This window comes from Microbacterium nymphoidis (assembly GCF_021044885.1).
In the GTDB taxonomy this organism is placed as follows: Bacteria; Actinomycetota; Actinomycetes; order Actinomycetales; family Microbacteriaceae; genus Microbacterium; species Microbacterium nymphoidis.
Window position 1 is genome coordinate 60,137 of sequence record NZ_JAJNOD010000002.1, and the last position, 24,980, is coordinate 85,116.

Genomic DNA, 24,980 nt, shown 5'->3' on the forward strand with positions numbered 1-24,980 from the left:
TCCGGGCTGCGCCCAACAATCCGGCCTCGGTTCCGCCGGCGGAACGGGCGATATCCACCCGTTGCCCGCTCTGATCTCTCAGAGAGCGCGCAGGGGGCGGACGTAGGCGTCGCCGGTGCGAGAGCGGCCCGAAGCCGAGACCGTGAAGCGGATCACGTCCGGCAGGTAGCGGTCATCGCTGGCCTCGAAGATGCGCCCGTCGGCGTCGTGGCTGATGCGGCGCAGGCGCAGGATGGGGGAGCCGAGCGGCACCTGCAGCAGTTCGGCGTCCACCTCGTCGGCAGCGACGGCGTCGATCTCATGGTCGATGGAGAAAGAGGGATGCCCGCGCTGCTCGAGGTACTCGGTGATGGAGACGGCGTCCAGATCGGTTTCGAAGAGGACCCGCCCCACGTCTTCGAGGAAGGTGAGACGTTCGAGCATGGCCGGGCGCCCGTCCAGGTGGCGCAGGCGCAGGACCTCGACGATCGGAGCGCCGGCTTCGACGCCCAGCAGTGCCGCCTTCTCCGGTCCGGCGCGTCGGAGCGACACCTCCTGGGTATCCGCTCCGGGGACGGCGCCGATGCCCTCTGCCCAGCGCGTGAAGGGGATGGACACGTCGACCGCCTGATTGGGCTTGCGGGAGGTGACCCGGGCGGGGCGTCCCCGGCCCGTCTCGATGAGTCCCTCCTGACGAAGGGTCAGCAGGGCGTTGCGGATCGGGCCGCGCGAGGTGTTCCACTGCTGGGCGAGTTCCGCCTCGGTGGGAACGTCGGCGCCGGGCGCGAGCAGGCCGGAGAGGATGCGCTCGCGCAGCTCGTCCGCGATCTGCTTGTACACCACTTCGGCCATGCCGCCATCCTATGAGCCGCCCCGATGCCTTGCGGGCGCGCGGGGGGAGCGCGTGGGTGTCGTTCACCGGATCGACAGTTAGGTGAACAAGTCGCGAACTGTTCCGAGATAGGTATACATCTCGCGGAGCGGCGTGTCAGTCTGTCCGAGGTTCCATCCGTCACCGAAAGGCAATCATGAACCTCCGTGCAACCAAGGCGCCCCTCCTCCTCGCGGGCGCCACGCTGCTCGCCCTCGGCCTCGCCGCCTGCTCCGGCGACGCCTCGGCCTCCCCGGCCACCGACGGCGCCGCCTCCTCCGCAGAGGGCGGCTACGCGATCGACGAGAACACGCTGGTCTTCGGCGTCGTCCCCGACTCCGCCGCCACCCAGACCAACTATCAGCCCCTCATGGACTACATCGCCCAGGAGACGGGCAAGAAGGTGGAGTACCACGAGTCCACCGACTACGCCGCCCTCATCGAGGCCGCGATCGCCGGCAAGGTCGACGTGGCTTCCTTCTCCGGCTTCACGTACGTCACGGCAACCAACAACGGCGCCAAGCTCACCCCGATCTCCTCCATCGTCACCAAGGAGGGCCAGGAGCCGGGCTACTACTCCGAGGCCATCGTCCCGAAGGGCTCGGACATCAAGACGATCGCGGACATGAAGGGCCACAAGGTCTGCTTCGTGGACCCGTCCTCCACCTCCGGCTACCTCTTCCCCTCCTACAACCTGCTGAACGCGGGCGTGGACCCGGAGAAGGACATCACGCCGGTGTTCGCGGGCAAGCACGACGTCTCTGTCGCGAAGGTCGGCGAGGGCAAGGAGTGCGAGGCGGGCTTCGCCGAGGACAGCGAAGTCGCCAAGAGCGACAAGGTCGAATCGATCGACAAGACGATGGTCCCCGGCGCCCCGCTGGTCTACTCGACGACGCTGCCGAAGGAGACCTCCGACAAGCTCGTCGAGATCCTCTCCGACGTGACGATCGACCAGATCATCGACGCCGGCATCACCAGCGCCGACACCGAGGGCTTCCGCAGCGTGTTCTACGAGACCAAGCCGGTCGACGACGCGTACTACGACCTGATCCGCGACATCTGCAAGAAGACCAACGCGACCCAGTGCCAGGCCTGATCCGAGACCATCGGATCCGCACGAATCACGAGAGATAGAGCATGAGCGACGCGGCGACCTCCCCCATCATCGAGGCCACGAACCTGACTCGCGTCTACGGTGCCACCACGGCGCTGGACGACGTGAGCCTCACGATCGATCGCGGCGAGATCGTCGTGCTGCTCGGTCTCTCGGGATCTGGCAAGTCCACCCTCCTCCGGCACCTGAACGGCCTCGAGACCCCCACGTCCGGGTCCGTCCAGGTGCTGGGGGAGGAGGTGCCCTCCCTCTCCGGACGCAAGCTCCGATCCCTGCGCTCGCGGGTCGGCTTCATCTTCCAGCAGTTCGAGCTGGTGCCCTCCCTCAGCGTGCTGGAGAACGTGCTCACCGGCTCGCTCAGCACGGTGCGTGGGCCACGCCTCGGCCTGTTCTCCTATTCCCGTGCCGCCAAGCTGGCGGCACTCGGCCACCTCGATCGCGTCGGCCTGCTCGATCGGGCCTATCAGCGGGCCGACACCCTCTCCGGAGGTCAGCAGCAGCGCGTCGCCATCGCTCGCGCGCTCATGCAGAACCCCGAGGTGCTGCTGGCCGACGAGCCGGTCGCTTCCCTCGACCCGGAATCCAGCGAGCAGGTGATGGGCCTCATCCGCCAGATCGCCGCCGACGACGGTCTCACCGTGCTCTGCACCCTCCACCAGGTCGACCTCGCCATCTCCTGGGCCGATCGCATCGTGGGTCTTCGGCACGGCCAGTTGGTGCTGGACCTCCCGAACGATGGACTCACCAAGGCGCAGGTCATGGAGATCTACGGCCGCGTCGCCACCACCACCGCCGAGCTGGCCGCGGTGCAGACGGAGCTGCTCGGCGGCGAGCTCACCTCGGAGTCCGTCGCGTGAGCACGGCCACCGCCCCGGCGTCGCTGCGCCCGGCCGCCACGGCCGGTGTTGCCGAACGCGCCCCGAAGCGGCCGATCAGTCCCGAGCGCATCTCGGCTGCCGTCACCCTCGTGGTGATCGCCGGTCTCGCCGTCGCCTCGCTGGCCGAGGTGAACATCTCCCTCCCCGGAATGCTGGCGAGCTGGTCCAACGCGGAGCACTTCTTCAGCCGCGTCGGCTCGCTCTCCTTCCCCGAGTTCGGCGACCTGCTCGGACAGATCGCACTCACCCTCGGACTGGTGCTCTCGGGCACGCTCCTGGCAGCGGTTATCTCGGTCCCGGTCGCCTACCTCGCTGCATCCAACACCACGCCCTCCGGCGCCTGGCGCGCCGCCGCCCGCTTCATCGGCGTGTTCACGCGGGCGCTGCCCGATGTGGTGCTGGCGATGGTGTTCGTGCTGATGTTCTCCCTCGGGGCCCTGCCCGGCATCCTCGCCATCGGCATCCACTCCGTGGGCATGATCTCCAAGATGTTCGCGGACGCCATCGAGCAGATCGACGAAGGGCCGCGCACGGCGATCCGCGCCGCCGGCGGATCGAAGCTGCAGCAGTTCTCCGCGGGTATCCTGCCGCAGGTGCTGCCCAGCTGGATCGCCACCGTGCTGCACCGCAACGACATCAATCTGCGCGGGTCCGTGGTCCTCGGTTACGTGGGGGTCGCGGGCCTCGGCCTCGAGATGTCGTACGCCTTCAAGGCGCTGAACTACGGGCTGGGCCTGGGGATCGCGCTGGTCATCTTCATCCTGTGCGTGGTGATGGAGATCGTCTCCTCGTCGGTGCGTGCTGCCATGCTCGGGCGCGATGCGGCCCAGCGCACCTGGGCGGACCGCCTCGTCGCACGCGTGCGTCGCAGCCCATCCGCATCGGCTCCCGTCGCCCGCACGCCCGCCTGGGCCGCCAGCCCCGTCACGGCGCTGCGACGCCCCTGGACCGCCGCGCGCGTGCGCAACGTGGCCGCGGGCTGGATCGCCGTCGTGCTCGTCATCGCGGGTGTCTGGGTGTGCCAGATCAACTGGGGCGACTTCCGCTCCGTGTGGGCGCGGATCCCGGAGGTGGCTGCGCAGTTCTGGCCGCCGAACTTCGGCGCGTACGGCGTGGACAAGATGCTCGAGGCGATGCGCCAGACCGTCGCGATCGCGCTCGCGGCGACGCTGCTCACCCTCATCCCGTCGGTGATCCTCGGCTCCCTCGCTGCCCGCAACGTGGCCCCGAACCCCGGCACCCGAGGAGTGGCGCGCTTCCTGCTGGTCGGCATCCGCGGCATCCCGGAGCTGATCCTCGCCATTGTGCTCATCGTCATCACCGGACTCGGCATGCAGGCCGGCACGATCGCGCTCGCGGTGGGCGGCATCGGACTGCTCGGCAAGCTGCTCGCGGACTCGTTCGAGGAGGTGCGACGAGGTCCCGAGCTGGCACTCGTGGCCACCGGTGCCACACGCCTGCAGGTGTACGCCGGTGCGACCGTGCCGCAGGGCACGCGCGCCATCATCGGGCACGTGTTCTACATGCTCGACACCAACGTCCGCGCCGCCACCATTCTGGGTGTGGTGGGCGGCGGGGGAGTGGGCTACTACCTGCTCAACGCCAGCCAGGGCGCCAACTACGGGATGGTCACCGCGATCGTCCTGATGATCCTCGTCACCGTGCTGGTGATCGAAGGACTGTCGATGTGGATGCGGAAGGTCTTCCGATGAACAGCTCTTATGACGTCGCCATCGTCGGTGCGGGAATCGTGGGCCTGGGCGCCGCGTACGCCGCGGTCCGTCGGGGTCAGCGGGTGATCGTGATCGATCGGTCGGCCGAGCCCAACGGCGCCACCATCCGCAACTTCGGACACCTCTGCATCGGGGCGCAGACCGGTCAGGCCCGGCGCTACGGTGACAAGGCCCGCGGAATCTGGCTGACGCTCGCTCGCGAGGCAGGGTTCTGGCTCCGCGAGTCGGGGACCCTCGTGGTCGCCCGCCACGAGGACGAGCTCGCGCTGCTGTCGGCCGCTGCCGAGTCGGGCGGGATCGACGTGCTGTCAGCCGCAGAGACAGAGGAGCGGATCCCGCTCGCCCCCGGAGTGGCCATCGGTGGCGCGCACATCCGCACCGATCTGCAGACCGACCCGCGCACGGCCGCCGCGGCGATCCGTCGTTACCTGGCGGAGCGGGGGGTGGAGTTCCTGCTTCGTACGTCGGTCGGATCGGTGTCGGAAGGCGAAGTCGTCACCTCCCGGGGGACGATCACAGCCGGGCTCGTCGTCGTCGCGGTGAACCACGACATCGACCAGCTGCTTCCCGATCTCGCCGAGGCGGCCGGCGTGCAGCGCTGCGGGCTGGACATGCTGCGCGTGCGAACCGATCTGCGATCCCCCCTCGATGCGCCGCTGCTGACCGGCTGGTCGCTCACCCGCTATGGACGCTTTGCCGAACTGCCCGAAGTGGTGGCCGTGCGGGAGCGGCTCCACGCCGAACGTCCCGACCTCGCCGCCCTCGATCTCAATCAGATGTACACGCAGCTGCCCGACGGCACGCTGATCGTCGGTGACACCCACGTCCGCGGAGGCAGTATCGAGCCGTTCCAGCCGGAGGGTGCCGGCGACCTCCTGCTCACGGAAGCCGAGACGCTGTTCGGATCGCCGATGCAGGTGATCGAGCGCTGGCAGGGCGTGTACGCCAGCGCGCCGGAGGACTTCCTCGTCGACATCACCACTCCCGGCATCGCGGTGCTCACCGCGACCACCGGGATCGGCATGACGACCGGTCTCGGTCTGGCCGAGACCACGCTCGCCCCTCTGCTTCCCGCCCTGGCCACGGCCTGACGGCACCCCCTCCGAAGAAGGAAACATGACCAGCACCCCCATCGAACTGATCGTCCTCGACATGGCGGGCACCACGGTGCGCGACGACGGCGTGGTCGAGCGCGCATTCCAGCGCGCTGCCGAGGCCACCGGCGTCGCTGCCGCGCATGGCTGGGACGCCGCGCTGCAGTACGTCCGCGACACCATGGGCCAGTCGAAGATCGACGTCTTCACGCACCTCGCCGGCGGCGATCGCACCCGCGCGGAGGAGGCGACGGCGGCGTTCGAGGCCGCGTACGCCGAGCTCATCGCGACCGACGGTGCGGAGGCGATTCCGGGTGCCGAAGACCTGTTTCGTGCACAGCGTGCCGCGGGGCGCATGGTGATCTTGACCACGGGGTTCGCACCCGTCACGCGGGACGCCATCATCGATGCGCTCGGGTGGCGGGAGCTGATCGACGGCGCGCTGTCGCCTGTCGACGCGGGTCGCGGGCGCCCGTACCCCGATCTGGTGCTGGCCGCCGCCTTGCGCGCGCGGGTGTCGTCGATGTCCGCCGTCGCCGTGATCGGCGACACCGCCAGCGACGTCGGCTCAGGCACTTCGGCGCGGGCGGGACTCGTGATCGGTGTCACCAGCGGTGCTCACGATGAAGAGGTGCTGGCCGCCGCCGGTGCCGACGTCGTGCTCGGCTCCGTCGCCGAGATTCGTGACGTCCCCGCACTGGCGGTCTGAGCCGGTGGCGACTGTGCCGCCGACGGCCGTTCTCCCCCCGGCGTCACCGATGACCGACGTACGTCTGTCGCCCGCGGCGCTGGCACAGGTGTGGATCGGCGAAGGACGACCACACGAGACCATCGCCGTGCCGGGCGTGGTGCTGGCAGCGGGGGATGCCCTCGTGCAGGTGGAGCTGGCGACCGTCTGCGGCTCCGACGTCCACACCGTCTCCGGTCATCGGGCGGCTCCCGTGCCGCTCGTGCTCGGTCACGAGTACGTGGGGCGCATCACCGCGCTCGGGGCTGACGGGGCCCGCGCTGCCGATGGCAGCCGCCTCAACATCGGTGACCGCGTCACGTGGTCGATTTTCACGGCCTGCCGCTCGTGCGACCGGTGCCGCCGTGGCGTTCCGCAGAAGTGTCGTGCGCTGCGCAAGTACGGGCATGAACGCGTCGAAGCGCACTGGGAGCTGACCGGCGGCTTCGCCACGCACGTGCATCTGCGCGCGGGAACGGCGATCGTCCGCGTGGCCGAAGAGCTCCCCGGATCGGTGCTCGCCCCGGCCGCGTGCGGCACCGCGACCGCGTGGGCCGCGGTCACCGCGCTGGACGAGGTGATCGACCTGGACGGCGCCGTGCTGCTGATCAGCGGAGCGGGACTCATCGGGTTGACGGCCACCGCGATCGCCACCGAGCGCGGGGCGCGCGTGATCGTCAGCGACCCGGACCCGCGTCGCCGCGAGCAGGCGCTTCGCTTCGGCGCCGCGGGCGTGCACACGCCGGGGGAGGATCTGGCGGAGATCGTCGCCGGGCTCTGCGAGAGCGAGATCCACGCGGTGCTGGAGGCCTCCGGCGCACGCTCCGCCGTGCTCGCCGCGTTCGACGCCGTGGCGGTGGGCGGTGCGATCGCGCTCGTCGGCAGTGTCTTTCCGACCGAGTCGGTGCCGCTGGATCCGGAGCGCATCGTGCGCACCTGTCTGACAGTGCGCGGCATCCACAACTACGCACCGCGGGATCTCGTCGACGCGATCGCCTTCCTTCGCGGCTCGGCCGGACGCTATCCCTTCGAGTCGCTGGTCGGCGCGGTACTGCCGTTGTCCCAGCTCGACGACGCGATCACACTCGCCCGCAGTGGCGAGCACGTCCGCGTCGGCATCGATCCGCGCCGCTGAGGCGGCTCAGACCTCGTCGCGCCAGGAGTGCTGCGGCTCGTACCCCAGCATCCGGCGCGCCTTGTCGATGGACAGCAGCGTGGTGTGTTCTTCGATGTCGCCGCGAACCGGGACATCAGGGAAGACGGCGGCGAGCAGCGCACTGTTCGGCGTCGTCATCACGGTGTCCGCCGCTGCGATGATGTAGGCGTTCAACCCGGGGATCGCGGCCTCCAGGGCGCGTTCCACGGCCTGCGCACCGTCACGGGCGTCGATGTATCCCCAGAGGTTCCACTTTCTCAGCAGCGGATCGGCGTCGAACGAGGGGAAGCGTGCATAGTCCTCGGGCACCATCACGTTGGAGAAGCGCAGCGCCGAGATCGACACGTCGGGGTGCCACCGGGTGAGCTGGACCGAGAGCTGCTCTTCCAGGTGCTTGGAGAGCGAGTAGGTGGATTCGGGGCGTGCGGGGTACTCCTCGTCCACCGGGACGTAAGGCGGCGGAACATCGAACGGGAGGCCCAGCACGGTCTCACTCGATGCCGTGACGATGCGGGTGATACCGAGGCGCACGGCGGCCCACAGCACGTTGAACGTCGCCGTGATGTTGTTGTGGAACGTCGCGACGTCGGCGCGGATGCCGGGCGCCGGGATCGCGCCCAGATGCACGACGGCATCGAAGCCGTCGTGGGTGTCCCCGACCGCGGTGAGCGCGTCGATCACCTGGCCGTAGTCGGTGAGGTCGACCTGGACGAAGTCCGGGGCTCGCGTTCCCACCGCGTCCAGCCCGATCACGGTGTGTCCGCTCGCCCGGAGTTCGCGGCCGACGACGGTTCCCAGCTTGCCGGAGGCTCCGGTGAGTGCAATGCGCATAGCTACACCGTAGGCCCTCGATCGCCCAGGGCGTCACGGACGGCGGCCACACCCTGCTGCAGCCGCGCGGCGATGGCCGGCGCGTCCTCGCGGTCTCCGATGTGGACCACGGCGATCGCCGCGGGTCGTTGTCCGCGCACGCGCAGCGGCACGGCGATGGCGCGAACCGTCGGGATCACCTCGTCATGACTGGTGGCCCACCCGCGCTCGCGGAAGAGGTCCACCTCGGCGACGAGATCCGCTGTCGGCGGGAAGGGCCACTGCTGTACCGGAAGCTCCGTGAGGATCGCCTTGCCGGGAGCGCCGCGCCACACCGGGTGGCTCGCGCCGGGATGCTGCACCATCGTGGCCACGGTGTGATGGGGTTCGACGCTCGCGAGAGTGACGCACTGGTCACGGTCGAGCACGGCGAGGAAGCAGGTCATGCCGAGATCGTTCGCCGTCGCCGTGAGCTCGGGAAGGGCGGCGGCCTGCAGGTCCCGCGACACGGCCGCCGCCAGGGAGGCGAGCCGCGGCGCCAGCGAGACGAGACCCGCCGGATCACGGGAGACCAGGGCGTGCTCCTCCAATGTGCGAAGCAATCGGTACACGATCGAGCGGTGCAGCTGCAGCTCCGTCGCGAGGTCGTCGATGGTCATCGCGGATGAGGCGTCGGCCAGCACCTCCAGGATGCGGACGCCACGGCTGAGTGTCTGCGACGGGGGAGCGGATGCGGTCATGTCTCTCGCCTCTTGCGGCCGGGATCACGCGGCCCTATTCTTGCCGCGTTCAATATGAGAATTCCAGATTCGCATATCGAACACAAGCCGAAGATCGACACTGTTGTCGAAGGGATCGTGACGATGCAGTTCCACCACCACGGGTACGTCTCCGGGGATCCGCGGGTTCGTCCCGCAGCAGGCACCGGAGTGGACCGCCCCGATGAGCTGCCGGACGAGATGGATGTCCTCATCGTCGGCTCGGGCCCGGCGGGCATGCTCCTGGCCGCGCAGCTGACCGAGTACCCCACGGCGACCACGCGACTCATCGAGCGCCGGCCGGGTCGTCTCGTGATCGGTCAGGCCGACGGCATCCAGGCGCGCAGCAACGAGACCTTCCAGGCGTTCGGCTTCGCCGAGGCGATCATCGCGGAGGCGTTCCAGCTCACCGCGATGAACTTCTGGGCGCCCGATCCCGAGCACCCCGAGAACATCATCCGCACCGCCCGGGAGGCGGACGACCCGCACGGCATCAGCGAGTTCCCGCACATGATCGTGAACCAGGCGCGCGTGCTCGACTACTTCGCCGCCTACGCGAAGAACGGCCCCGCCCGCATCGAACCGGATTACGGCTGGGAGTTCCTGGACCTCCAGGTCGGGGAGGGGGAGTACCCCGTCACAGTGCACGTGCGCGGCACCGCCGGCGAGCAGGAGGGCATCACGCGCACCGTGCGCGCGAAGTACGTCGTGGGCGCGGACGGCGCCCGGTCGCGGGTGCGCGACGCCATCGGCCAGAAGCCCGTCGGAGATCAGGCCTTCCACGCCTGGGGTGTGATGGACGTGCTGGCCAACACCGACTTCCCCGACATCCGGACGAAGTGCGCCATCAACTCCACGCACGGCAGCATCCTGCACATCCCGCGCGAGGGCGGGTACCTGTTCCGCAGCTATGTGGATCTGGGTGAGGTCTCGCACACCGACAATCGCGCGGTGCGGGAGACCAGCATCGAGCAGATCATCGCGAAGGCGAACGAGATCCTGCACCCCTACTCGCTGGACGTGAAGAACGTCGCGTGGCACAGCGTGTACGAGGTGGGCCACCGGGTCACGCCCAAGTTCGATGACGTGCCGGAGGAGCTCACCGGCTCGCGCACACCGCGGGTGTTCATCCTGGGCGATGCGTGCCACACGCATTCGGCGAAGGCGGGGCAGGGCATGAACGTGTCCATGCAGGACGGCTTCAACCTGGGATGGAAGCTGGGCCAGGTGCTGGAGGGGCGCAGCGACGCTTCGCTGCTGGACACCTACTCGGGCGAGCGGCAGGTGATCGCGCAGAACCTCATCGACTTCGATCGCGAGTGGTCGGCCATGATGGCGCGCAAGCCGGAGGAGTTCTCCAGCCCGCAGGAGCTCGCGGACTTCTACACCACCACGGCGGAGTTCCCCGCGGGCTTTCGCACCCAGTACGTCGCGTCCCCCATCACGGGCGACATGTCGCACCAGGATCTGGCGACGGGGTTCCCGGTGGGCAAGCGATTCAAGTCGGCACGCGCGGTTCGTGTCGCCGACGCGAATCCCGTGCACCTGGGCCACCACGCCCGCGCCGACGGCCGCTGGCGCATCTACGTCTTCGCCGACGCCGATGGTGCACCGGCCACGTCCGAACTCGCGTCCTGGCTGGCGGAGAGCGATGACTCCCCGGTGTTGCGGTTCACGCCCCGGGAGGCGGACGTGGACGCCGTGTTTGACGTCAAGGTGATCTACCAGCAGCCCTACACGGGCGTGGACCTCGCCCGGGTGCCGGCGATCTTCCTGCCGCAGACCGGTCCGTTCCAGCTCACGGACTACGAGAAGGTCTACGCCGTGGATCCGGAGCGCGGTGACATTTTCGACGAGCGGGGCATCTCACGCTCGGGTGCGATCGTGGTGGTGCGACCCGATCAGTACGTCGCCCACGTCCTGCCGCTCACCGCCCGCGAGGAACTGACCGGTTTCTTCGCCGGCAACATGTTGCCGCAGCGCTGAGCCCCGTTCATCGCGCGCACTTCGCTCCGATCCTGCGGGTTCTGGCGCCATGTGCGCGCGATGAAACAGATGCCGTGACGTCGATATGGGTCGTGCACATATGTGCAGAATCCGGCGGGACTTCACCCGGGATCTCCTGCGCCGAGTACGTTGAGCCGCACCTGGGAAGTCGCTGAACGCCCAGGGTCCCCCCAACAACGACGTTAGGAATCCGATGAAACGCATCGTCGCGCGCAACAGCTTCTGGCTGGTCCTGTCGCTCGTGCTCTTCCTCCTCTCCGGTCTCGGATCAGCCCTCGTTCAGACCGCCGGCGGTTCCGTGGCCATGAAGACGCTCACGTGGGAGACCCCGAGCGGTCTCACCCAGAGCGCCTACCTGTTCGTGCCCCAGGATGCTTCGGCCGAGGACCCGCGACCGGCCATCGTGCTAGCCCACGGGTACAACAACCAGAAGCAGATGCAGGACAACAACTACGTCGAGCTCGCCAAGCGCGGGTACGTCGTGATGTCCATCGACCGCTATTCGCACGGCGACTCGTCGACCCAGACCGCGGCCGCGGCGATGACCCTCGCCGACAACGCGGCAGGAGTGTACGACGCGGTGCTGCTGCTCAGCGGGCTGCCGTACGTGGACGCCTCGCAGATCGCCGTGAGCGGACACTCGATGGGCTGCATGTCCTCCAACGCGGCGATCGCCCTCGACAACGAAGCGCCCGAACAGCTCATCGCCGCCGCCTACCTCGTCGACTGCAGCCCCGTGACGACAGACGCTGATGGTGCGTTCGCCGACGTCTACGGCGGGCGCGATGTCGCGGTCTACGCCGACCAGTACGACGAGTTCTTCTTCCGCTCGTACGACGCGGACGGTGCGCTCGTCACGACGCCGCGCGAGTACCTGTCGACCGTGGAGGCGCAGTCCTTCCTGCACTTCGGCGCTGACCCGGCCGGGGAGGACGCGCGCGAGTCGTACACGTCCTACACCCAGCAGGTCGATGGCCGGGAGGCGATCCGCCGCATCGACAACGCGGCGGAGATCCACCCGTGGGCGACGTTCTCGGCCACGGCAGCGCACGACATCGTGTCCTTCTTCGATGAGGCGTTTGGCGCGCCCCACCCGATCGACGCCTCGTCCCAGACATGGCAGATCAAGGCGGCGTTCAACGGACTCGGACTCGTCGCGCTCGGCATCTTCGTCGTCGCCTTCTCGAAGGCTCTGCTCGGAACCCGGCTGTTCGCGGGTCTGCGCGCTGAATCCTCTCCGGCGCCCGCTGCGCCGCGGGGGCGGGACCTTGCCTGGCTCTGGGGATCGCTCGCGCTCTCCGTCGTCATCTCGGCGGTGAGCTTCCAGCTCCTCGCGCAGAGCCCATGGTCCGAGACCTTCACCTTCACCGGAACGCCCGGCATCAATCCGCAGGGACCGACGTCGTTCATCGGGCTGTGGGCCGCATTCAACGGCCTGGTCGCCGTCGGACTCATGTTCGCGTCCTACCGCCTGTTCGGTGTCCGAAACGGCCAGGACCTCCGTGCGATCGGCGTGCTCCCGGGGTGGCGCAGGTTCTGGCTCGGGGTCCTTCTCGCACTGATCGTCGTGGTCGCCTTCGTGCTCATTCTGTTCGCGACCGAGTACTTCTTCCAGTCCGACTGGCGCCTGTACGTGCTCGGCATCGCCACGTTCAATGCGGACAAGATCGGGCTGATCCTGCTCTACCTGCCGCTGTTCCTTGCGTTCTACGTCTTCAACTCGGTAGCGATGAACAGCTTCAACCGGTTCGCGGTGAACGGCCGGGAGTGGCTGAACACCCTCATCCTCGCCACGGTGAACGCGCTGCCGGCGATCATCCTCGTGGCGATTCAGTACATCACCTTCGGGGTCACCGGCGAGCTCGCGTGGCATGACGGAGAGTCCCGCATCGCCGGGATCTGGCTGCAGTTCGTGATCCCGTTCCTGTTCGTGGCGGTGATCATCTCGCGCAAGATCTACCGCTCGACGAACAACCCCTACATCGGCGGGGTGATCATGGCGGCGATCGCGACGATCAGCAGCGTCAGCACGACGATCACGATCGCCGGCTGATCCGCCGTTCATCGCGCGCAATTCGCTCCAGAACCCGTGGGATCGGAGCGAATTGCGCGCGATGAAGCGGCTTAGGCGGTGTGGTCTCGCACATCCCTCAGGAATGCTTCGACCGTCGTGCCGAGCGTCTCGATGCGCTGCAGGCGCGCGGCCTCGCGATCGAAGCCCGGATACGGCAGCGGCGGGAGCTTGCGGACGTTGCGCGAGCATTCGAACCCGCTGCAGACCAGCGTGCCCACGGTGTCACCGCGGCGTCCGGCATCACCCGCGCGCCGAGCGGCGAAGAGCACGACGTCGTTGGGCAGTGTGACATCGGTGCACCACGTGCACTGTGCCCGGCTGCGCGGTCTGGTGTCGCTCTGTCGCAGCATCACGCCGACCGGCTCGCCGTCGACGACGCCGACGACGTAGCCGATCTGCGGCTGCTTGCGATCGCGCCAGCCGAGGTAGTCGAGCTTGTCCCAGGAGAGGTCGTCGAACTCGGGCATGCTCGCGCGCGTGCGCTCGGAACGGGTGGTGTTGATGAAGGAGGCGCGGATCTGCGCCTCGGTGAGGTTCTGCATGGTCGTCTTTCGTCAGCGCCTCGCCGGCGGCCCGGTACGCGGGTAGCGTCGCGGGACCGCGGGGAGACGCGGTGTCGGTGAATACGCTCGGCGAACAGCGGAAACCGCTGTTCGCCGCGGGGACGTTCGCCATCGAAGAGGGGCGAACCGTGAGGCTGCGCTGCATTCAGCCGAGCCGGTGCGGGCACGACGCCGGCCATCACAGGAGTGAGGCGGCGATTCGGAGAACCGGTACCGGAGGGTCGATCAGCGCGCGAGGCGCGCGCCTCTGTCCGCGGCGCGGAGAACGCCACGGACCTCCCTGCTCCCGAACACGGGATTCATCGACGACATTCTTCGATGCTACTCCCTCGGTGCCGGGCAGGGGCTGTGCACTCTGCGCCGGCCCTCAGCGGGAAAGGACGAGAATGGAGGATCGTCCGTCGCTTCTCGACACGGACGATCCACGTTCGCCGACAGGAGTTCTGCATGTCCACCCTCTCCCGCCCTGCCCTCGCACGCCCGCGCACCGCGCTGCTGGTGGTGCTGGCTCTGCTCACCACGATGCTCGGCAGCCTGTTCGCGGCGGCTCCAGCCCTCGCACACGATGAGCTCGTGGCCACGACGCCGTCGGCGGGGGAGACGGTGACCACCGCGCCCACTTCGATCGGCCTGGAGTTCTCGCAGGAGATGTATCCGGAGGGGACGTTCGCGGAGGTGCGCGGTGAGGATGGCGTGGACTACGCCGACGGCACCCCGACCGTGGAAGGCACCATCGTCACCATTCCGCTGAAGACCGGTCTGCCGAACGGCGTGTACACCGTCAACTGGCAGATCACCTCCAGCGACGGTCACCCCACGCAGGGCGACTGGACGTTCACGCTGGCGGCCGAGCAGGCGCCGGCGACGGAACCGGCCACGGATCCGAGCGCCGACGCGACTGCGGCGACCGGAACATCGGCGCCGTCGTCGACCGGCGCGGCGACGCCGGCCTCGCCCGGGAACTCCGTTTCGCCATCCGCCGAGACCCCTGCGGACAGCGGATCCCCCGTGCTCGGGATCATCGTCGGAATCATCGTGATCGCCGCCGTGGTGGCGGTGCTGGGCGTCGTTCTGGTGCGGCGCCGCGCCACCCGTGGCTGAGTCCCGGAACGGGTCGCGGATGACGATTCCGCACCGATTCCAGGGCGCGCCGCAACCGCAATTGACACGTGGGTGGGCGGCTACGTAGCTTTTACCTATCGGGCGGACCTGCAGGACGAATCGTCATGCACGTCCGGTCGACATGATCTCCACCTGAACGACGACCTGTACGTTCGGGGGGTGAATCGGAAGTCCTGGGCAATCGGGACGGCTCGCTGAGACTCCGGTCGTGGCGAACCGTGCGCAGGAGGACGGATCCATCCGCGGAGACGCTCGACGAGGGCGGCTGTGGAGGTGCATGCATCCCCTCGCATCCACTGGCCCGCCGCCCTCGTCGAGCACCTACCTCCGCTCCGGCGACCTGCTCGCCGCCGGGCAGGCAGAAGCCCCTCGCACTCAGCGGTGCGAGGGGCTTCTGCCTGCGATCAGTCGGTGCCGCGAATGCCCTTGGTCGACGTGATGACGTCTGCCATCTTCTTGTCGAGGGCCTCGAAGAACATCGACAGCGGGAACTCGTCGTCCAGCACCGCGTCGGTGTAGCCCTTGGGTGCGCCGAGGAGGATCTCATCGGGCAGACCGCGGTTCCACTGCGACGCCGGGTGCGGGGTGACGACCGAGCGCACCAGATCGTACGCGGCCAGCCAGTGGACGGTCTTCGGGCGGTCGATCGAGCGCCAGTACAGGTCGTCGATCGCGTCACCGAGCGCCACCACGGCGTCGGGCAGGCGGTCCCACTCGACCGCCAGCGACACGTCGGTCCAGTGCAGCACGCCGCGCTGGTGCAGCCACGCGAACAGCAGCTGGCCGCCGAGCCCGTCGTAGTTGCGCACGCGCGTGCCGGTCAGCGCGAAGCGGAAGATGCGATCGAACAGCACGGCGTACTGCACCAGTGCCGCCTTCTCGAGCATCTGTTCCTCGGCCTCGGTGATCGCCTCGCCTGCGTCCTTGCGCGCCTGCAGCGCCCGCTGGATCTTCACGCTCTCGCGGAACGCGGTGAGGTCGCAGCGCATCTCCTCCAGCGAATAGAGGAAGAACGGCATGCGCTGCTTGATCATGAACGGATCGAACGGCAGGTCGCCGCGCATATGCGTCCGGTCGTGGATGATGTCCCACATCACGAACGTCTCCTCGGCCAGCTTCTGGTCGGTGAGCATCCGCGCTGCGTCCTCCGGGAGATCGAGCTTCGTGATCTCCGCGGCCGCATCCACCACACGGCGGTAACGCGCGGCCTCGCGATCCTGGAAGATCGCTCCCCACGTGAAGGTGGGGATCTCGCGCATCGACACGGTCTCGGGGAACAGCACCGCCGAGTTGGTGTCGTAGCCGGAGGTGAAGTCGATCAGACGGAGCGAGACGAACAGCTTGTTGCCGTAGTCGCCGGCCTCCAGCTCGGCGATGAACTCGGGCCAGATGACCTCGACGATCAGCGCCTCCACGTGGCGGTCGGGGGAGCCGTTCTGCGTGTACATCGGGAACACTACGAGGTGACGGATGCCGTCGATGCGGTGCAGCTGCGGCTGGAACGCCACCAGCGAGTCGAGGAAGTCCGGAACGCCGAAGCCCTCGTGCGCCCAGCGCCGGAAGTCGGCGACCAGGGCGGTCAGGTACTCCGCATCGTGCGGGAACAGCGGCGCGAGAGCGTCGACGGACGAGATGATCGTCTGCACCAGCTCGGTGGCGCGCGCGTGATCGGCGGGCTCGGGAACCGAGCCGTCCTTCACCTGCAGCGTCTGCAGCTCGGTGGCGGCACCCTTCAGGGCGAGCCACTGCGGCGAGTCCTCCACGCCGACTGCGCGGCCGTCCTCGACGACCTCGGGCTCTCCGACGACGGCCTTGTGCTCACGCGTTTCGTGGGTCTGGCTGATGGACATGGGAACCTCCGATCTCGAGGCTCGGGCCGCTGCACTGCGACGTGCTGCCACGTCTTATGAATGCGGCGGCGGGTGAATGGGTTGCGACGATCCTAGCCGGTTCCCCCTGACGACGGCTGAGTTCGGGGGCGTCCGGGCTCGGTTCGTTCCCCTCGATGCGGGGCGGATTTCGCACCTCCGACGCACGTTCGCGGTGTGTGGGGTATCCGCGAGTGCCGGCCCCGGACGCGGCCCGTACATCCGCAGACGGATGTGGCGTGAGCGCGGCTCCCGTAGCGTGGAGGGGTGTTCCGCACGCTACGCCGTTCCCAGCTGATCTGGGACATCGTCGGCGCCTCCCTGCTGCTGCTCATCGGGTGGCCGGTGATCGGCGTCGCCTCGGCGACGGGAATCGAACCCACCAATGGCTGGACGGCGTTCGGGGCGGTGCTGAGCGCAGTGTTCGCCGCTGCCGCGGCCGCGATCCGTCGTCTCTCGCCGCCGCTGGCCCTCATGGTGGCCTGGGTGGCGGCGTTGATAACGATGGCGTTCGTCCTCATTCCCGGCGTGATCATCCCCGTGGTCTTCATCGTGCTGTTCGCCACATCGGCGTACGGCTCCAAACGCACGATGTACTGGGGACTCGGATCGGTGATCGTGGGGTCTCTTCTCGCTTCCGCCTACGTCACACTCGCGACTCTCGCCGGTGCGTTCTACAACCCGTCCGGCCCCGCAGACAAACCCAGTCCCACCCTCGTCGCCGTGATCACGGCCGCGATGTTCGTCGCGTGCATCGCATCCATGGGGCTGAGCTGGGCCTTCGGCCTGCTGATGCGCAACCGCATCCGCACCCGACGAGTGGAGCGCGAGCGCGAGATCGCCGAGGCCCTGGCCGTCGCGGAACAGCAGCGCACGCAGATCGCGCGCGACATGCACGACGTGGTCGCCCACTCCCTGGCGGTGGTGATCGCTCAGGCGGATGGCGCCCGGTACGCGTCGGTGGCGCGCCCGGAGGCGGCGACCGAAGCCCTGCGCACCATCGCCAGTACGGCCCGCGGCGCCCTCTCCGATGTCCGGCTGCTGCTGACCCAGCTGCGCCACTCCCAGGCTGAGGGACCCCAGCCGACCCTCGCCGACCTGGAGATGCTCTACACACAGGTGCGCCAGGCCGGCGTCGATCTGCGCGTGGACGTGGACCCCAGTCCGCGTGCGGACCCGCCCGGCGCGATCCAGCTGGCGGTGTACCGGATCCTGCAGGAGGCCCTCACCAACGCGATGCGTCACGGGGACGACTCCGGAGTGGACGTCTACCTGTCGTGGCACCCGGATCGCGTCGATCTGGGGGTCATCAACGTGATCGATCCGCAGGAATCGTCCCGCCCCGGCGGGCACGGACTGATCGGTATGCGCGAGCGCGCTCAGCTTGTGGGTGGCACACTCGATGCGGGGGCTGACGTCGCCGACGGACGTAACCGCTTCGTCATCCGCGCCAGCATCCCGATCACCGAGATCGCAGAGGCGCCGGATTCGTCCGCCGCCACCACCAGCTGAGGAGCGTACGCATGACCGATTCGATCCGGGTCGTGCTCGTGGACGATCAGGCGCTGTTCCGTGCCGGCATCCGCATGCTGGCCGATTCGCAGCCGGACATCGACGTGGTGGGCGAGGCCGGGGACGGGCGCGAGGCGCTCGACGTCGTGGCGCGCACCCGTCCGGATGTGGTCCTGATGGATATCCGCATGCCCGTGATGGATGGGCTCACCGCCACCGCGGAGATCCTGCGCACGCCGGATGCACCGCGTGTGGTGATGCTCACCACGTTCGATCTGGACGAGGCCGCCGCCCGGGCCATCCAGCAGGGCGCGAGCGGGTTCCTGCTCAAGGACACCGAACCCGAGGCACTGCTGGCTGCCATCCGCACCGTCCACTCCGGCTCGGCCGTCATCGCCGCCGCCGCGACCCAGGATCTGTTCGCCCACTTCACCAGCCCGCAGACGATGCCGCTCCCCGCCGAGTACGAGACGCTCACCGAACGCGAGCGGGAGATCTTCGCGCTCGCGGCCCGCGGCCTCAGCAACGCCGAGATCGCGGCGCGGGAGTTCCTCTCCGAAGCCACCGTGAAGACGCACATCAGTCGCATCCTCACCAAGCTCGGCCTGCGCGACCGCGTGCAGCTCGTGGTCTTCGCCTTCGAACACGGCCTCGCCTGATTCGCCGCACGCATTCCGTCCGCTCACCACACGGCAAAACTCCCCTCGGTGGGCGACCATCCCCGCGTTGCGCCGTTTCTCGCCCACAGCGGAAGTCTCACGGGCGGGGATCGCGGATCATCCTCGGGATGTAGCGGGATCGGGCGCGGGAGCGATGCGGCTGAACCGCACGGCGAACGAGGCTGGAAGCATGCAGATCACGACCTCCGACCTCGGGCTCGCCGCCCGCGTCCAGCACCTTACCAAGACCTACGGTTCGGGTGAGGGCGAGGTCCGTGCGCTCGACGACGTGAGTGTCGGCGTGCGTCGCGGACAGTTCACCGCCATCATGGGCCCGTCCGGGTCCGGCAAGTCCACCCTGATGCACATCATGGCCGGTCTCGACTCACCGTCCACGGGCACCGTGTGGATCGGCGACACCGACATCACCGGCATGGGGGACACCGACCTCACGCTGCTTCGCCGTCGCCGCATCGGTTTCATCTTCCAGTCGTTCAACCTGGTGCCCACCCTGGACGTCGCGGGCAACATCCAGCTGCCCCTCGACCTCGATGGCCGCAAGCCCACGGCGGAGGAGACCGCGCGCATCGCGATGCTGGTCGACACCCTCGGGCTGCGCAGTCGCCTCACGCACCGTCCGCATCAGCTGTCGGGCGGTCAGCAGCAGCGCGTCGCCATCGCACGTGCGCTGGCCACCGCGCCCGATCTGGTGTTTGCGGACGAACCGACCGGAAACCTGGACTCCCGCACGGGGCGCGAGGTGCTGTCGCTCCTCGCCGCCGCGAGTCGCGAGCACGGCCAGTCCATCGCCATGGTCACGCACGACCCCATCGCCGCCTCGTACGCGGACCGCGTCATCTTCCTCGGTGACGGACGCATCGTCGCCGACAAGCCGCGCCAGACGCCGGAGCAGATCACCTCCTACATGCTCGCGGCCGAGGTGAACGCATGACCGCCGCCGTCCTCGCACCGGCGAAGAGCGCCGCGCCCTCGCTCGGCTGGCTGCGGGAGCGGGGGATGGGATCAAGCCTCCTCATCGCCGCGCTCAGCTCGGCATTCGGCGTGATCCTCGTCACCGTCACCGGCTACATCGGTGCGGTGATGATGGACAACCCGGTGCTCGGGGAGTCCGCCACCGCGATGTTCGTGGTGGTGATGCTGAGCGTGTTGCTGGTCGGCGTGGCCGTGTACGTGGCCTCCATCGTGACGGCCAACACGTTCGCCACCATCGTGGCCGGTCGTACGCGGCAGATCGCCCTGATGCGCCTGATCGGAGCATCGGCGCGATCCGAGCGCGCGGCCATCGCGCGCCAGGGTCTGGGTGTCGGTGTCATCGGTGCCGCGATCGGCCTGGTGCTCGCCACCTCCGCGGCCGCCATTGCGCTTCCCCTCGTGAACCGTGCCCTCGGCGTCGGCGAACTGCCGTTCAGCGTGCTGCAGCCGTGGATCGTCATCCCCGCCGCTGCCGTGGCTCTCACGACCTGGGCCGCCGCCTGGGTGGGCTCGCGCCGCGTGCTGACGGTGACGCCGCTGCAGGCGCTCGCCGGCTCCCAGGAGCGCACCGCGGACGATGTGCGCCGACCCGCGCGCACCGCTTCCGCCGTCTCCCTCCTGGTGCTGGGCATCGGCCTGCTGGTCGGGGGCCTGCTGTTCGGAACCTTCATCAACCCGATGGGCGTCGCCATCGCCTTCCTCGGCGGCGTTCTCTCCTTCACGGGCCTGGCGCTGGGGTCGACCTTCATCATGCCGCCGGTGCTCGCGCTGGTCGGGCGCATGTTCGGCTCCTCGCCCACCGCGAGGCTGGCGGCCGAGAACGCCATGCGCCATCCCGAGCGGTCGGCGCGCATGACGATCGGCGTGGTGATGGGCGTGACCCTGGTCACCATGTTCTCGGTGGCGAGCGAATCGGCCAAGGCGATGATGATGCGCGGCGCCGATTCGGAGATCGGCGCTCAGATCAGCCAGGTGATGGACAGCTTCGCCGCTGTGATGATGGGCCTGGTCGGCGTCTCCGCGATCATCGCGGCCGTTGGTCTCGTGAACCTGCTGACGATCGGCGTGGTGCAGCGCCGTCGGGAGCTGGGGCTGTTGCGCGCTCTCGGCTTCACGGCGAAGCAGGTGCGCCGCATGGTGCTGCTGGAGGCGGCGCACATCTCGATCGCCTCTCTCGCCACCGGCCTCGTGCTGGGGGTGGCCTACGGCTGGATCGGCGCGCAGTCGACGCTCGGCTCGCTCCCGGTCCCGCCCGAGATGACCACGCCGAACTTCATCCTGCCGACCATCCCGTGGACGCTCATGCTGGGGGTGGTGGCGGCCACTGCACTCCTGACGGTCGTCGCCTCACTCGCTCCGACACGGCTCGCCACGCGCGTGGTTCCCGTTGAGGCCCTCGCCACGGACTGAGGAGGTGCGTCCCGCCAATCCGGTGACGTGATCGCGGCCTGAGAACCGGGCTCATGCGGCGACCGAGGTGCTGTGTCCTCCTCGATCGCCGCATGACCTGTTCCGGCGCATCTCCCGGAGCCCGGCTCGGGCCTCGGGGACGGTCCGGCGTACGTCAGCGGACGTCGCGGATCATGCGAAGCTCCCGCAGCGATGCGCCGGCTCGTTCCTCGACCTTCTCGGCCCCGTCGAAGGCGAACCCGTTGCGTCGATAGAACGCCTGAGCGCGCGGATTGTCGTCCAGCACCCAGAGTGAGGTGGGGCGAGAGAGCGCAGATGTCACGTCCAGCAGTGCCTGCCCGACGCCCGTCCCGTAGGCGTCCGAGAGCACGTAGAGGGCGTACAGCTCGGTGTGCTCCGTGATGTCTGCGTCATCATCGCGGGAGGGGCCGATCGAGACGAATCCCACCACACGGCGGTCGTCATCCTCGGCCAGCCAGGATCGCCATGGCGCGTCCGATTCGGCCTCGGACTGCAGGATGCGCTGCCACGAGGCGGTGCGGTCCGGGACGGAGAGGCCGTCCAGCAGCTCCTGCGGCATGCGCCCCGTGTACGCCTCGCGCCAGGCGCGCACATGCACGCCGGCGAGAGCCGCCGCATCGGTGAGGACGGCCTGGCGGATGCGGAAACTCGAAGGGGTCACGATGCGCCAGCGTAGCTCCGCGGCGATGTCGGAGGCCCATGCCACACTGGGGCCCATGAGCATCGAGGTGCGACCAGCGGTCGTGTTCGAAGACGTTGCGGCCGTGGTCGGGCCGAAGAAACCGACGTCCAACGTGTGCTTCTGCCTGAGCTATCGCATCGGTAACAAGGAGAACGTCTCGCTGCGCGGCGAGGCGCGGGCAGACCGGGTGAAGGAACTCTGCGCCCAGGACCCGCCGCCCGGCGTGCTGGCCTATCTCGACGACACCCCCGTGGGGTGGGCCGCAGTGCATCCACGAGCGGGCACCAGCTTCGCCCGCAACCGGCTGATCCCGCACGTGGATGATCTCGACGTCTGGTCGCTGTGGTGTTTCCGTGTGAAGCCCGGATACCGCAAGCAGGGCGTGCTGCACGCGCTGGTGGCCGGAGCCGTGGAGCACGCGCGTGCCAGCGGTGCGGTCGCCATCGAGGGCTATCCCGTCGACAACGGCGGGAAGCCGGTGAACCTCACGATGGCCTATGTCGGCACACGCAGCCTGTTCGAGCGTGCGGGGTTCACCAAGGCCGCCGACACCGGCTCCGTTCTCGACGGCTTCCCCCGGGTGCTGATGCGGCGCTCGCTGGTCTGAGCCCGCATCCTGGGGCGGATGGTGGGTCTTCGGGCCCGATCCGCTCATCCCTGGTCTGTCCTGTCGATACCGGGGCCGATCACGTCAGGCAGCCGGCGATTCCTCGGGTGCGACCTCGGGATCGAACGCCCACGTGCGCGCCAGCCGCGTGATGCGGGCCTGGCGCAGCTGCCAGGATGCCCACAGCGTCGGCCACAGCACGGGTGCGGTCACACCGCGCACGGTGAGACGGTCGCGCCACAGCGTGCGATCCGGTCGTCCGGGAACGGGGCTCACCGCCATCTGGTGATCCCAGACGTCCAGCGACGCGAGCGGGCCCGTGAGCGGGATGCCGGAGTCGCGCAGGATGCGCACGCGCACCCCGTTCTCGTTGACTTCGCGGTCCGTCGTGTGGATCAGCTGCTTGCCGATGCCCACCGCGCCCCACATGCGCATCTCCACGGCGGTGTCGCCGCCGTGCTCGAGCTGTGTGGGGATCGGCGTCATCGGACGCAACGCGATGAGCGGGCTGTAGAGCTCGGCGAGCACCGCGGGAGAGTGCAGCGCGCGCCAGGCGGCGTCGGCGTCGCAGTCGATCTGGAACTTGAGCATCACGCGCATGCTCCCATCCTGCCGCGGTAGCCGGGGCGTCCGCGGTGAATAGCATGGAAGGATGACCTCCCCCTTCACGCAGGACACGTATCAAGTGCGCATGGACTGGGGGACTGCGGGGCTCGCCCGGCTGGCGCCCGCCGACGTGATCGTCGTGGTGGACGTCCTCCGCTTCTCCTCGGTCGTGTCCGAGCGCACCGCCGCCGGCGAGGAACTCGTGCTCGCGGATCTCGCCCCCCGGTCGCTGAACGGGGCCGCTGTCGCCGCACTCGGCGCGTCACAGCAGCACGAGCCCGTCGTCCTGATCGGAAGTCTCCGCAACGCCTCCGCCGTCGCCGATGCGATCGTCGAGCTGCAGAATCAGCGAGGTGCCCGAACTTCGGTGGCGGTGATCGCGGCGGGCGAGCTCACCTCGCGTGACGCGGACGCGCAGGTGCGATTCGCGGTGGAGGATCAGCTCGGCGCGGGCGCGATCATCGACGCTCTGAGCACCCGCGGGCTCGATCACACCTCACCGGAGGCGGCAGTCGCCGGTGAGGCATACCGCGCGCTTGGCGGTGCCGTTCGTCACCTGCTGGGTGCATCCGGATCCGGACGGGAGCTGATCGACCGGGACGAGCGCGCGGTCACCGCGGCAGCGGCCAGCGTCGACGCCGACCGGGTGGCCCCGCGGCTGCTGGACGGCATCATCCGGGGCTGACGCCTCTATTCCTCGCGCAGCGTGGCCACGGGGTCCTCACCCGGGGGCCAGGTGATGACGGTACGGATGTACCTGCCCGAGGACTCCGCGGGGAACGAGAACTCGGGACCGGGGAAGATCCAGGTCTGCGTCTCGCCGTAGACGAAGTCATCGCGGCAGGAATTCGCGTTCTCATACCCTGCTGTGTTCACGTCCGACCCGGAGAGCGTGATCGCGGAGACGCAGTGCAATCCATCCCGCTCCACAGCCCACAGCGCGGTGAGGCCCGAGATGGCGACCGGGATGGCGCTCCCGCTCCCATCGCCGCGTGCGGCCGCTCGCGTTCGCTCGACGATCGCGTTCGTCTCCAGCGCCGTCATCGTCACATCCTGCCAATCGGGCTCGAGCTGAGCCGGTCGCCCTTCTTGCCAGACCGCCTGGATCGTTCCGCGTGCCGTATATGACTCTCCCGACTTCGATGTCGTCCCGAGCTCAGCGGCGCCCGCCGTCTCCGCCACGCAGCCGAGGACGTCTGCGCCGCTCGGCTGGCTCTCATCGGGGATCGCCGCGATGACGAAACAGCGCGTCTCACCGTCCGCGGATCGCGCCTCCCAGACGACGCCTCCGAACAGCGTGCCGATGTAGAGGAGCGTGTCGGGGTCGGCCACCCGGGCGACTTCCACTCGCGCGGCGTTCAGCGTGGCGGCGATGGACTCGTCCACCGTGATCTGCGCCACGGCGTCTTCGCGTGTCTGCAGCCCGTTGTTCGCGGCCCATCCTGCGGCGAAGGTTGCCAGGAGCACAACCAGCGCGCCGACGGCCATCAGCGTGCGGGGGCGGCGCCGGGCTGAGGGGGCGTCCGCCTGCCGCCCCGGGCGCGACGCGCGAGGGGAGGGGCCGGGTTCCTGCGCGTCGAGCCGGCCGGCCGGCACGTCTGCGACCGCGGGCATCAGCTCGGCGAGTCGCCGTGCCTCGTCCGGCTCCAGGCCCGCCCCCGAGCGGCCGTATGCGGCCGCCAGCAGTCGTCGCCGTTCGTCGTCGGCAGCTTCTTCGGTCATCGAGCATCCCTTCC

General features: G+C 68.9%; 23 protein-coding genes. 15 read left to right on the plus strand and 8 right to left on the minus strand.

Annotated elements, in window-relative coordinates; genetic code table 11:
* Nucleotides 1-78 precede the first annotated feature (78 nt).
* The gene (locus tag LQ566_RS09595; protein ID WP_231091463.1) at nt 79-831 is read right to left on the minus strand and encodes a GntR family transcriptional regulator; all 753 of its coding nucleotides are present in this window, start codon (nt 829-831) and stop codon (nt 79-81) included.
* Nucleotides 832-1,007: 176 nt separating this feature from the next.
* Here LQ566_RS09595 and LQ566_RS09600 point away from each other — a divergent pair, with 176 nt between their 5' ends.
* The 6 genes from LQ566_RS09600 to LQ566_RS09625 are packed head-to-tail and all read left to right on the plus strand — an operon-like array spanning nt 1,008 to nt 7,531.
* Entirely contained in the window at nt 1,008-1,946 is a 939-nt protein-coding gene (locus LQ566_RS09600) for a phosphate/phosphite/phosphonate ABC transporter substrate-binding protein (protein ID WP_231091464.1), read from the plus strand.
* A gap of 41 nt (nt 1,947-1,987) precedes the next feature.
* Nucleotides 1,988-2,821: a phosphonate ABC transporter ATP-binding protein gene (gene phnC, locus LQ566_RS09605; protein WP_231091465.1), complete on the plus strand. Its 834-nt coding sequence runs from the start codon at nt 1,988-1,990 to the stop codon at nt 2,819-2,821.
* Nucleotides 2,818-4,554, plus strand: a complete 1,737-nt coding sequence (locus tag LQ566_RS09610; protein ID WP_231091466.1) for a PhnE/PtxC family ABC transporter permease — start codon at nt 2,818-2,820, stop codon at nt 4,552-4,554. The genes phnC and LQ566_RS09610 overlap by 4 nt, the downstream gene beginning before the upstream one ends.
* A complete protein-coding gene (locus LQ566_RS09615; RefSeq protein WP_231091467.1) occupies nt 4,551-5,666 on the plus strand; it encodes a TIGR03364 family FAD-dependent oxidoreductase in 1,116 nt (371 codons plus the stop codon). The genes LQ566_RS09610 and LQ566_RS09615 overlap by 4 nt, the downstream gene beginning before the upstream one ends.
* A gap of 25 nt (nt 5,667-5,691) precedes the next feature.
* Entirely contained in the window at nt 5,692-6,378 is a 687-nt protein-coding gene (locus tag LQ566_RS09620; protein ID WP_231091468.1) for an HAD family hydrolase, read from the plus strand.
* A 49-nt stretch (nt 6,379-6,427) separates the two neighbouring features.
* Nucleotides 6,428-7,531 carry a zinc-binding dehydrogenase gene (locus LQ566_RS09625; RefSeq protein WP_231091469.1) on the plus strand — a complete coding sequence of 368 codons (1,104 nt, stop codon included), beginning with the start codon at nt 6,428-6,430 and terminating at the stop codon, nt 7,529-7,531.
* A 6-nt stretch (nt 7,532-7,537) separates the two neighbouring features.
* Here the strand turns inward: LQ566_RS09625 and LQ566_RS09630 are convergent, their stop codons facing one another.
* Nucleotides 7,538-8,383, minus strand: coding sequence for an NAD-dependent epimerase/dehydratase family protein (locus LQ566_RS09630; protein ID WP_231091470.1), 846 nt, complete (start codon nt 8,381-8,383; stop codon nt 7,538-7,540).
* 2 nt (nt 8,384-8,385) lie between these two features.
* Nucleotides 8,386-9,102: an IclR family transcriptional regulator gene (locus LQ566_RS09635; RefSeq protein WP_231091471.1), complete on the minus strand. Its 717-nt coding sequence runs from the start codon at nt 9,100-9,102 to the stop codon at nt 8,386-8,388.
* Between the two features lie 123 nt (nt 9,103-9,225).
* Here LQ566_RS09635 and LQ566_RS09640 point away from each other — a divergent pair, with 123 nt between their 5' ends.
* Together LQ566_RS09640 and LQ566_RS09645 are read left to right on the plus strand one after the other, a co-directional pair.
* Entirely contained in the window at nt 9,226-11,106 is a 1,881-nt protein-coding gene (locus LQ566_RS09640) for an FAD-binding monooxygenase (protein WP_231091874.1), read from the plus strand.
* 214 nt (nt 11,107-11,320) lie between these two features.
* Nucleotides 11,321-13,180 (plus strand): alpha/beta hydrolase family protein, encoded by a 1,860-nt coding sequence (locus LQ566_RS09645; RefSeq protein ID WP_231091472.1) that lies wholly within the window; start codon nt 11,321-11,323, stop codon nt 13,178-13,180.
* A gap of 71 nt (nt 13,181-13,251) precedes the next feature.
* Here the strand turns inward: LQ566_RS09645 and LQ566_RS09650 are convergent, their stop codons facing one another.
* The gene (locus tag LQ566_RS09650; protein ID WP_231091473.1) at nt 13,252-13,743 is read right to left on the minus strand and encodes an FBP domain-containing protein; all 492 of its coding nucleotides are present in this window, start codon (nt 13,741-13,743) and stop codon (nt 13,252-13,254) included.
* Nucleotides 13,744-14,211: 468 nt separating this feature from the next.
* On the opposite strand from LQ566_RS09650, the gene LQ566_RS09655 reads away from it, so the two are divergent.
* Nucleotides 14,212-14,865, plus strand: coding sequence for a copper resistance CopC family protein (locus LQ566_RS09655; protein ID WP_231091474.1), 654 nt, complete (start codon nt 14,212-14,214; stop codon nt 14,863-14,865).
* 425 nt (nt 14,866-15,290) lie between these two features.
* On the opposite strand, the gene LQ566_RS09660 is transcribed toward LQ566_RS09655, so the two are convergent.
* Complete coding sequence (locus LQ566_RS09660; protein WP_231091475.1) at nt 15,291-16,736, minus strand: DUF6421 family protein; 1,446 nt, start codon at nt 16,734-16,736, stop codon at nt 15,291-15,293.
* 285 nt (nt 16,737-17,021) lie between these two features.
* Here LQ566_RS09660 and LQ566_RS09665 point away from each other — a divergent pair, with 285 nt between their 5' ends.
* The 4 genes from LQ566_RS09665 (at nt 17,022) to LQ566_RS09680 (ending at nt 21,328) form a co-directional block, all read left to right on the plus strand.
* The gene (locus LQ566_RS09665; RefSeq protein WP_231091476.1) at nt 17,022-18,266 is read left to right on the plus strand and encodes a sensor histidine kinase; all 1,245 of its coding nucleotides are present in this window, start codon (nt 17,022-17,024) and stop codon (nt 18,264-18,266) included.
* Nucleotides 18,267-18,277: 11 nt separating this feature from the next.
* Complete coding sequence (locus LQ566_RS09670) at nt 18,278-18,925, plus strand: response regulator (protein ID WP_231091477.1); 648 nt, start codon at nt 18,278-18,280, stop codon at nt 18,923-18,925.
* Between the two features lie 190 nt (nt 18,926-19,115).
* Nucleotides 19,116-19,877 carry an ABC transporter ATP-binding protein gene (locus tag LQ566_RS09675; RefSeq protein WP_231091478.1) on the plus strand — a complete coding sequence of 254 codons (762 nt, stop codon included), beginning with the start codon at nt 19,116-19,118 and terminating at the stop codon, nt 19,875-19,877.
* A complete protein-coding gene (locus LQ566_RS09680) occupies nt 19,874-21,328 on the plus strand; it encodes an ABC transporter permease (protein ID WP_231091479.1) in 1,455 nt (484 codons plus the stop codon). Before LQ566_RS09675 ends, LQ566_RS09680 begins: the two co-directional genes overlap by 4 nt.
* A gap of 154 nt (nt 21,329-21,482) precedes the next feature.
* Here LQ566_RS09680 and LQ566_RS09685 read toward each other — a convergent pair whose 3' ends face one another.
* The gene (locus LQ566_RS09685) at nt 21,483-22,010 is read right to left on the minus strand and encodes a GNAT family N-acetyltransferase (protein WP_231091480.1); all 528 of its coding nucleotides are present in this window, start codon (nt 22,008-22,010) and stop codon (nt 21,483-21,485) included.
* Nucleotides 22,011-22,065: 55 nt separating this feature from the next.
* Here LQ566_RS09685 and LQ566_RS09690 point away from each other — a divergent pair, with 55 nt between their 5' ends.
* Nucleotides 22,066-22,638, plus strand: a complete 573-nt coding sequence (locus tag LQ566_RS09690; protein ID WP_231091481.1) for a GNAT family N-acetyltransferase — start codon at nt 22,066-22,068, stop codon at nt 22,636-22,638.
* An 84-nt stretch (nt 22,639-22,722) separates the two neighbouring features.
* Here the strand turns inward: LQ566_RS09690 and LQ566_RS09695 are convergent, their stop codons facing one another.
* Nucleotides 22,723-23,238, minus strand: coding sequence for a hypothetical protein (locus LQ566_RS09695; protein WP_231091482.1), 516 nt, complete (start codon nt 23,236-23,238; stop codon nt 22,723-22,725).
* Nucleotides 23,239-23,290: 52 nt separating this feature from the next.
* Here LQ566_RS09695 and LQ566_RS09700 point away from each other — a divergent pair, with 52 nt between their 5' ends.
* Nucleotides 23,291-23,929 carry a 2-phosphosulfolactate phosphatase gene (locus LQ566_RS09700; RefSeq protein WP_231091483.1) on the plus strand — a complete coding sequence of 213 codons (639 nt, stop codon included), beginning with the start codon at nt 23,291-23,293 and terminating at the stop codon, nt 23,927-23,929.
* Nucleotides 23,930-23,934: 5 nt separating this feature from the next.
* Here LQ566_RS09700 and LQ566_RS09705 read toward each other — a convergent pair whose 3' ends face one another.
* On the minus strand, nt 23,935-24,966 hold the full coding sequence (locus LQ566_RS09705) for a hypothetical protein (protein ID WP_231091484.1): 1,032 nt from the start codon (nt 24,964-24,966) through the stop codon (nt 23,935-23,937).
* Nucleotides 24,967-24,980 lie beyond the last annotated feature (14 nt).

What these genes read in the sequence shown, in the direction of transcription:
- LQ566_RS09595 (WP_231091463.1), bottom strand. Translation starts at nt 831, where the DNA reads ATGGCCGAAGTGGTGTACAAGCAGATCGCGGACGAGCTGCGCGAGCGC.
- LQ566_RS09600 (WP_231091464.1), top strand. Translation starts at nt 1,008, where the DNA reads ATGAACCTCCGTGCAACCAAGGCGCCCCTCCTCCTCGCGGGCGCCACG.
- phnC (WP_231091465.1), top strand. Translation starts at nt 1,988, where the DNA reads ATGAGCGACGCGGCGACCTCCCCCATCATCGAGGCCACGAACCTGACT.
- LQ566_RS09615 (WP_231091467.1), top strand. Translation starts at nt 4,551, where the DNA reads ATGAACAGCTCTTATGACGTCGCCATCGTCGGTGCGGGAATCGTGGGC.
- LQ566_RS09620 (WP_231091468.1), top strand. Translation starts at nt 5,692, where the DNA reads ATGACCAGCACCCCCATCGAACTGATCGTCCTCGACATGGCGGGCACC.
- LQ566_RS09625 (WP_231091469.1), top strand. Translation starts at nt 6,428, where the DNA reads ATGACCGACGTACGTCTGTCGCCCGCGGCGCTGGCACAGGTGTGGATC.
- LQ566_RS09630 (WP_231091470.1), bottom strand. Translation starts at nt 8,383, where the DNA reads ATGCGCATTGCACTCACCGGAGCCTCCGGCAAGCTGGGAACCGTCGTC.
- LQ566_RS09635 (WP_231091471.1), bottom strand. Translation starts at nt 9,102, where the DNA reads ATGACCGCATCCGCTCCCCCGTCGCAGACACTCAGCCGTGGCGTCCGC.
- LQ566_RS09640 (WP_231091874.1), top strand. Translation starts at nt 9,226, where the DNA reads ATGCAGTTCCACCACCACGGGTACGTCTCCGGGGATCCGCGGGTTCGT.
- LQ566_RS09645 (WP_231091472.1), top strand. Translation starts at nt 11,321, where the DNA reads ATGAAACGCATCGTCGCGCGCAACAGCTTCTGGCTGGTCCTGTCGCTC.
- LQ566_RS09650 (WP_231091473.1), bottom strand. Translation starts at nt 13,743, where the DNA reads ATGCAGAACCTCACCGAGGCGCAGATCCGCGCCTCCTTCATCAACACC.
- LQ566_RS09655 (WP_231091474.1), top strand. Translation starts at nt 14,212, where the DNA reads ATGTCCACCCTCTCCCGCCCTGCCCTCGCACGCCCGCGCACCGCGCTG.
- LQ566_RS09660 (WP_231091475.1), bottom strand. Translation starts at nt 16,736, where the DNA reads ATGTCCATCAGCCAGACCCACGAAACGCGTGAGCACAAGGCCGTCGTC.
- LQ566_RS09670 (WP_231091477.1), top strand. Translation starts at nt 18,278, where the DNA reads ATGACCGATTCGATCCGGGTCGTGCTCGTGGACGATCAGGCGCTGTTC.
- LQ566_RS09675 (WP_231091478.1), top strand. Translation starts at nt 19,116, where the DNA reads ATGCAGATCACGACCTCCGACCTCGGGCTCGCCGCCCGCGTCCAGCAC.
- LQ566_RS09680 (WP_231091479.1), top strand. Translation starts at nt 19,874, where the DNA reads ATGACCGCCGCCGTCCTCGCACCGGCGAAGAGCGCCGCGCCCTCGCTC.
- LQ566_RS09690 (WP_231091481.1), top strand. Translation starts at nt 22,066, where the DNA reads ATGAGCATCGAGGTGCGACCAGCGGTCGTGTTCGAAGACGTTGCGGCC.
- LQ566_RS09695 (WP_231091482.1), bottom strand. Translation starts at nt 23,238, where the DNA reads ATGCGCGTGATGCTCAAGTTCCAGATCGACTGCGACGCCGACGCCGCC.
- LQ566_RS09700 (WP_231091483.1), top strand. Translation starts at nt 23,291, where the DNA reads ATGACCTCCCCCTTCACGCAGGACACGTATCAAGTGCGCATGGACTGG.
- LQ566_RS09705 (WP_231091484.1), bottom strand. Translation starts at nt 24,966, where the DNA reads ATGACCGAAGAAGCTGCCGACGACGAACGGCGACGACTGCTGGCGGCC.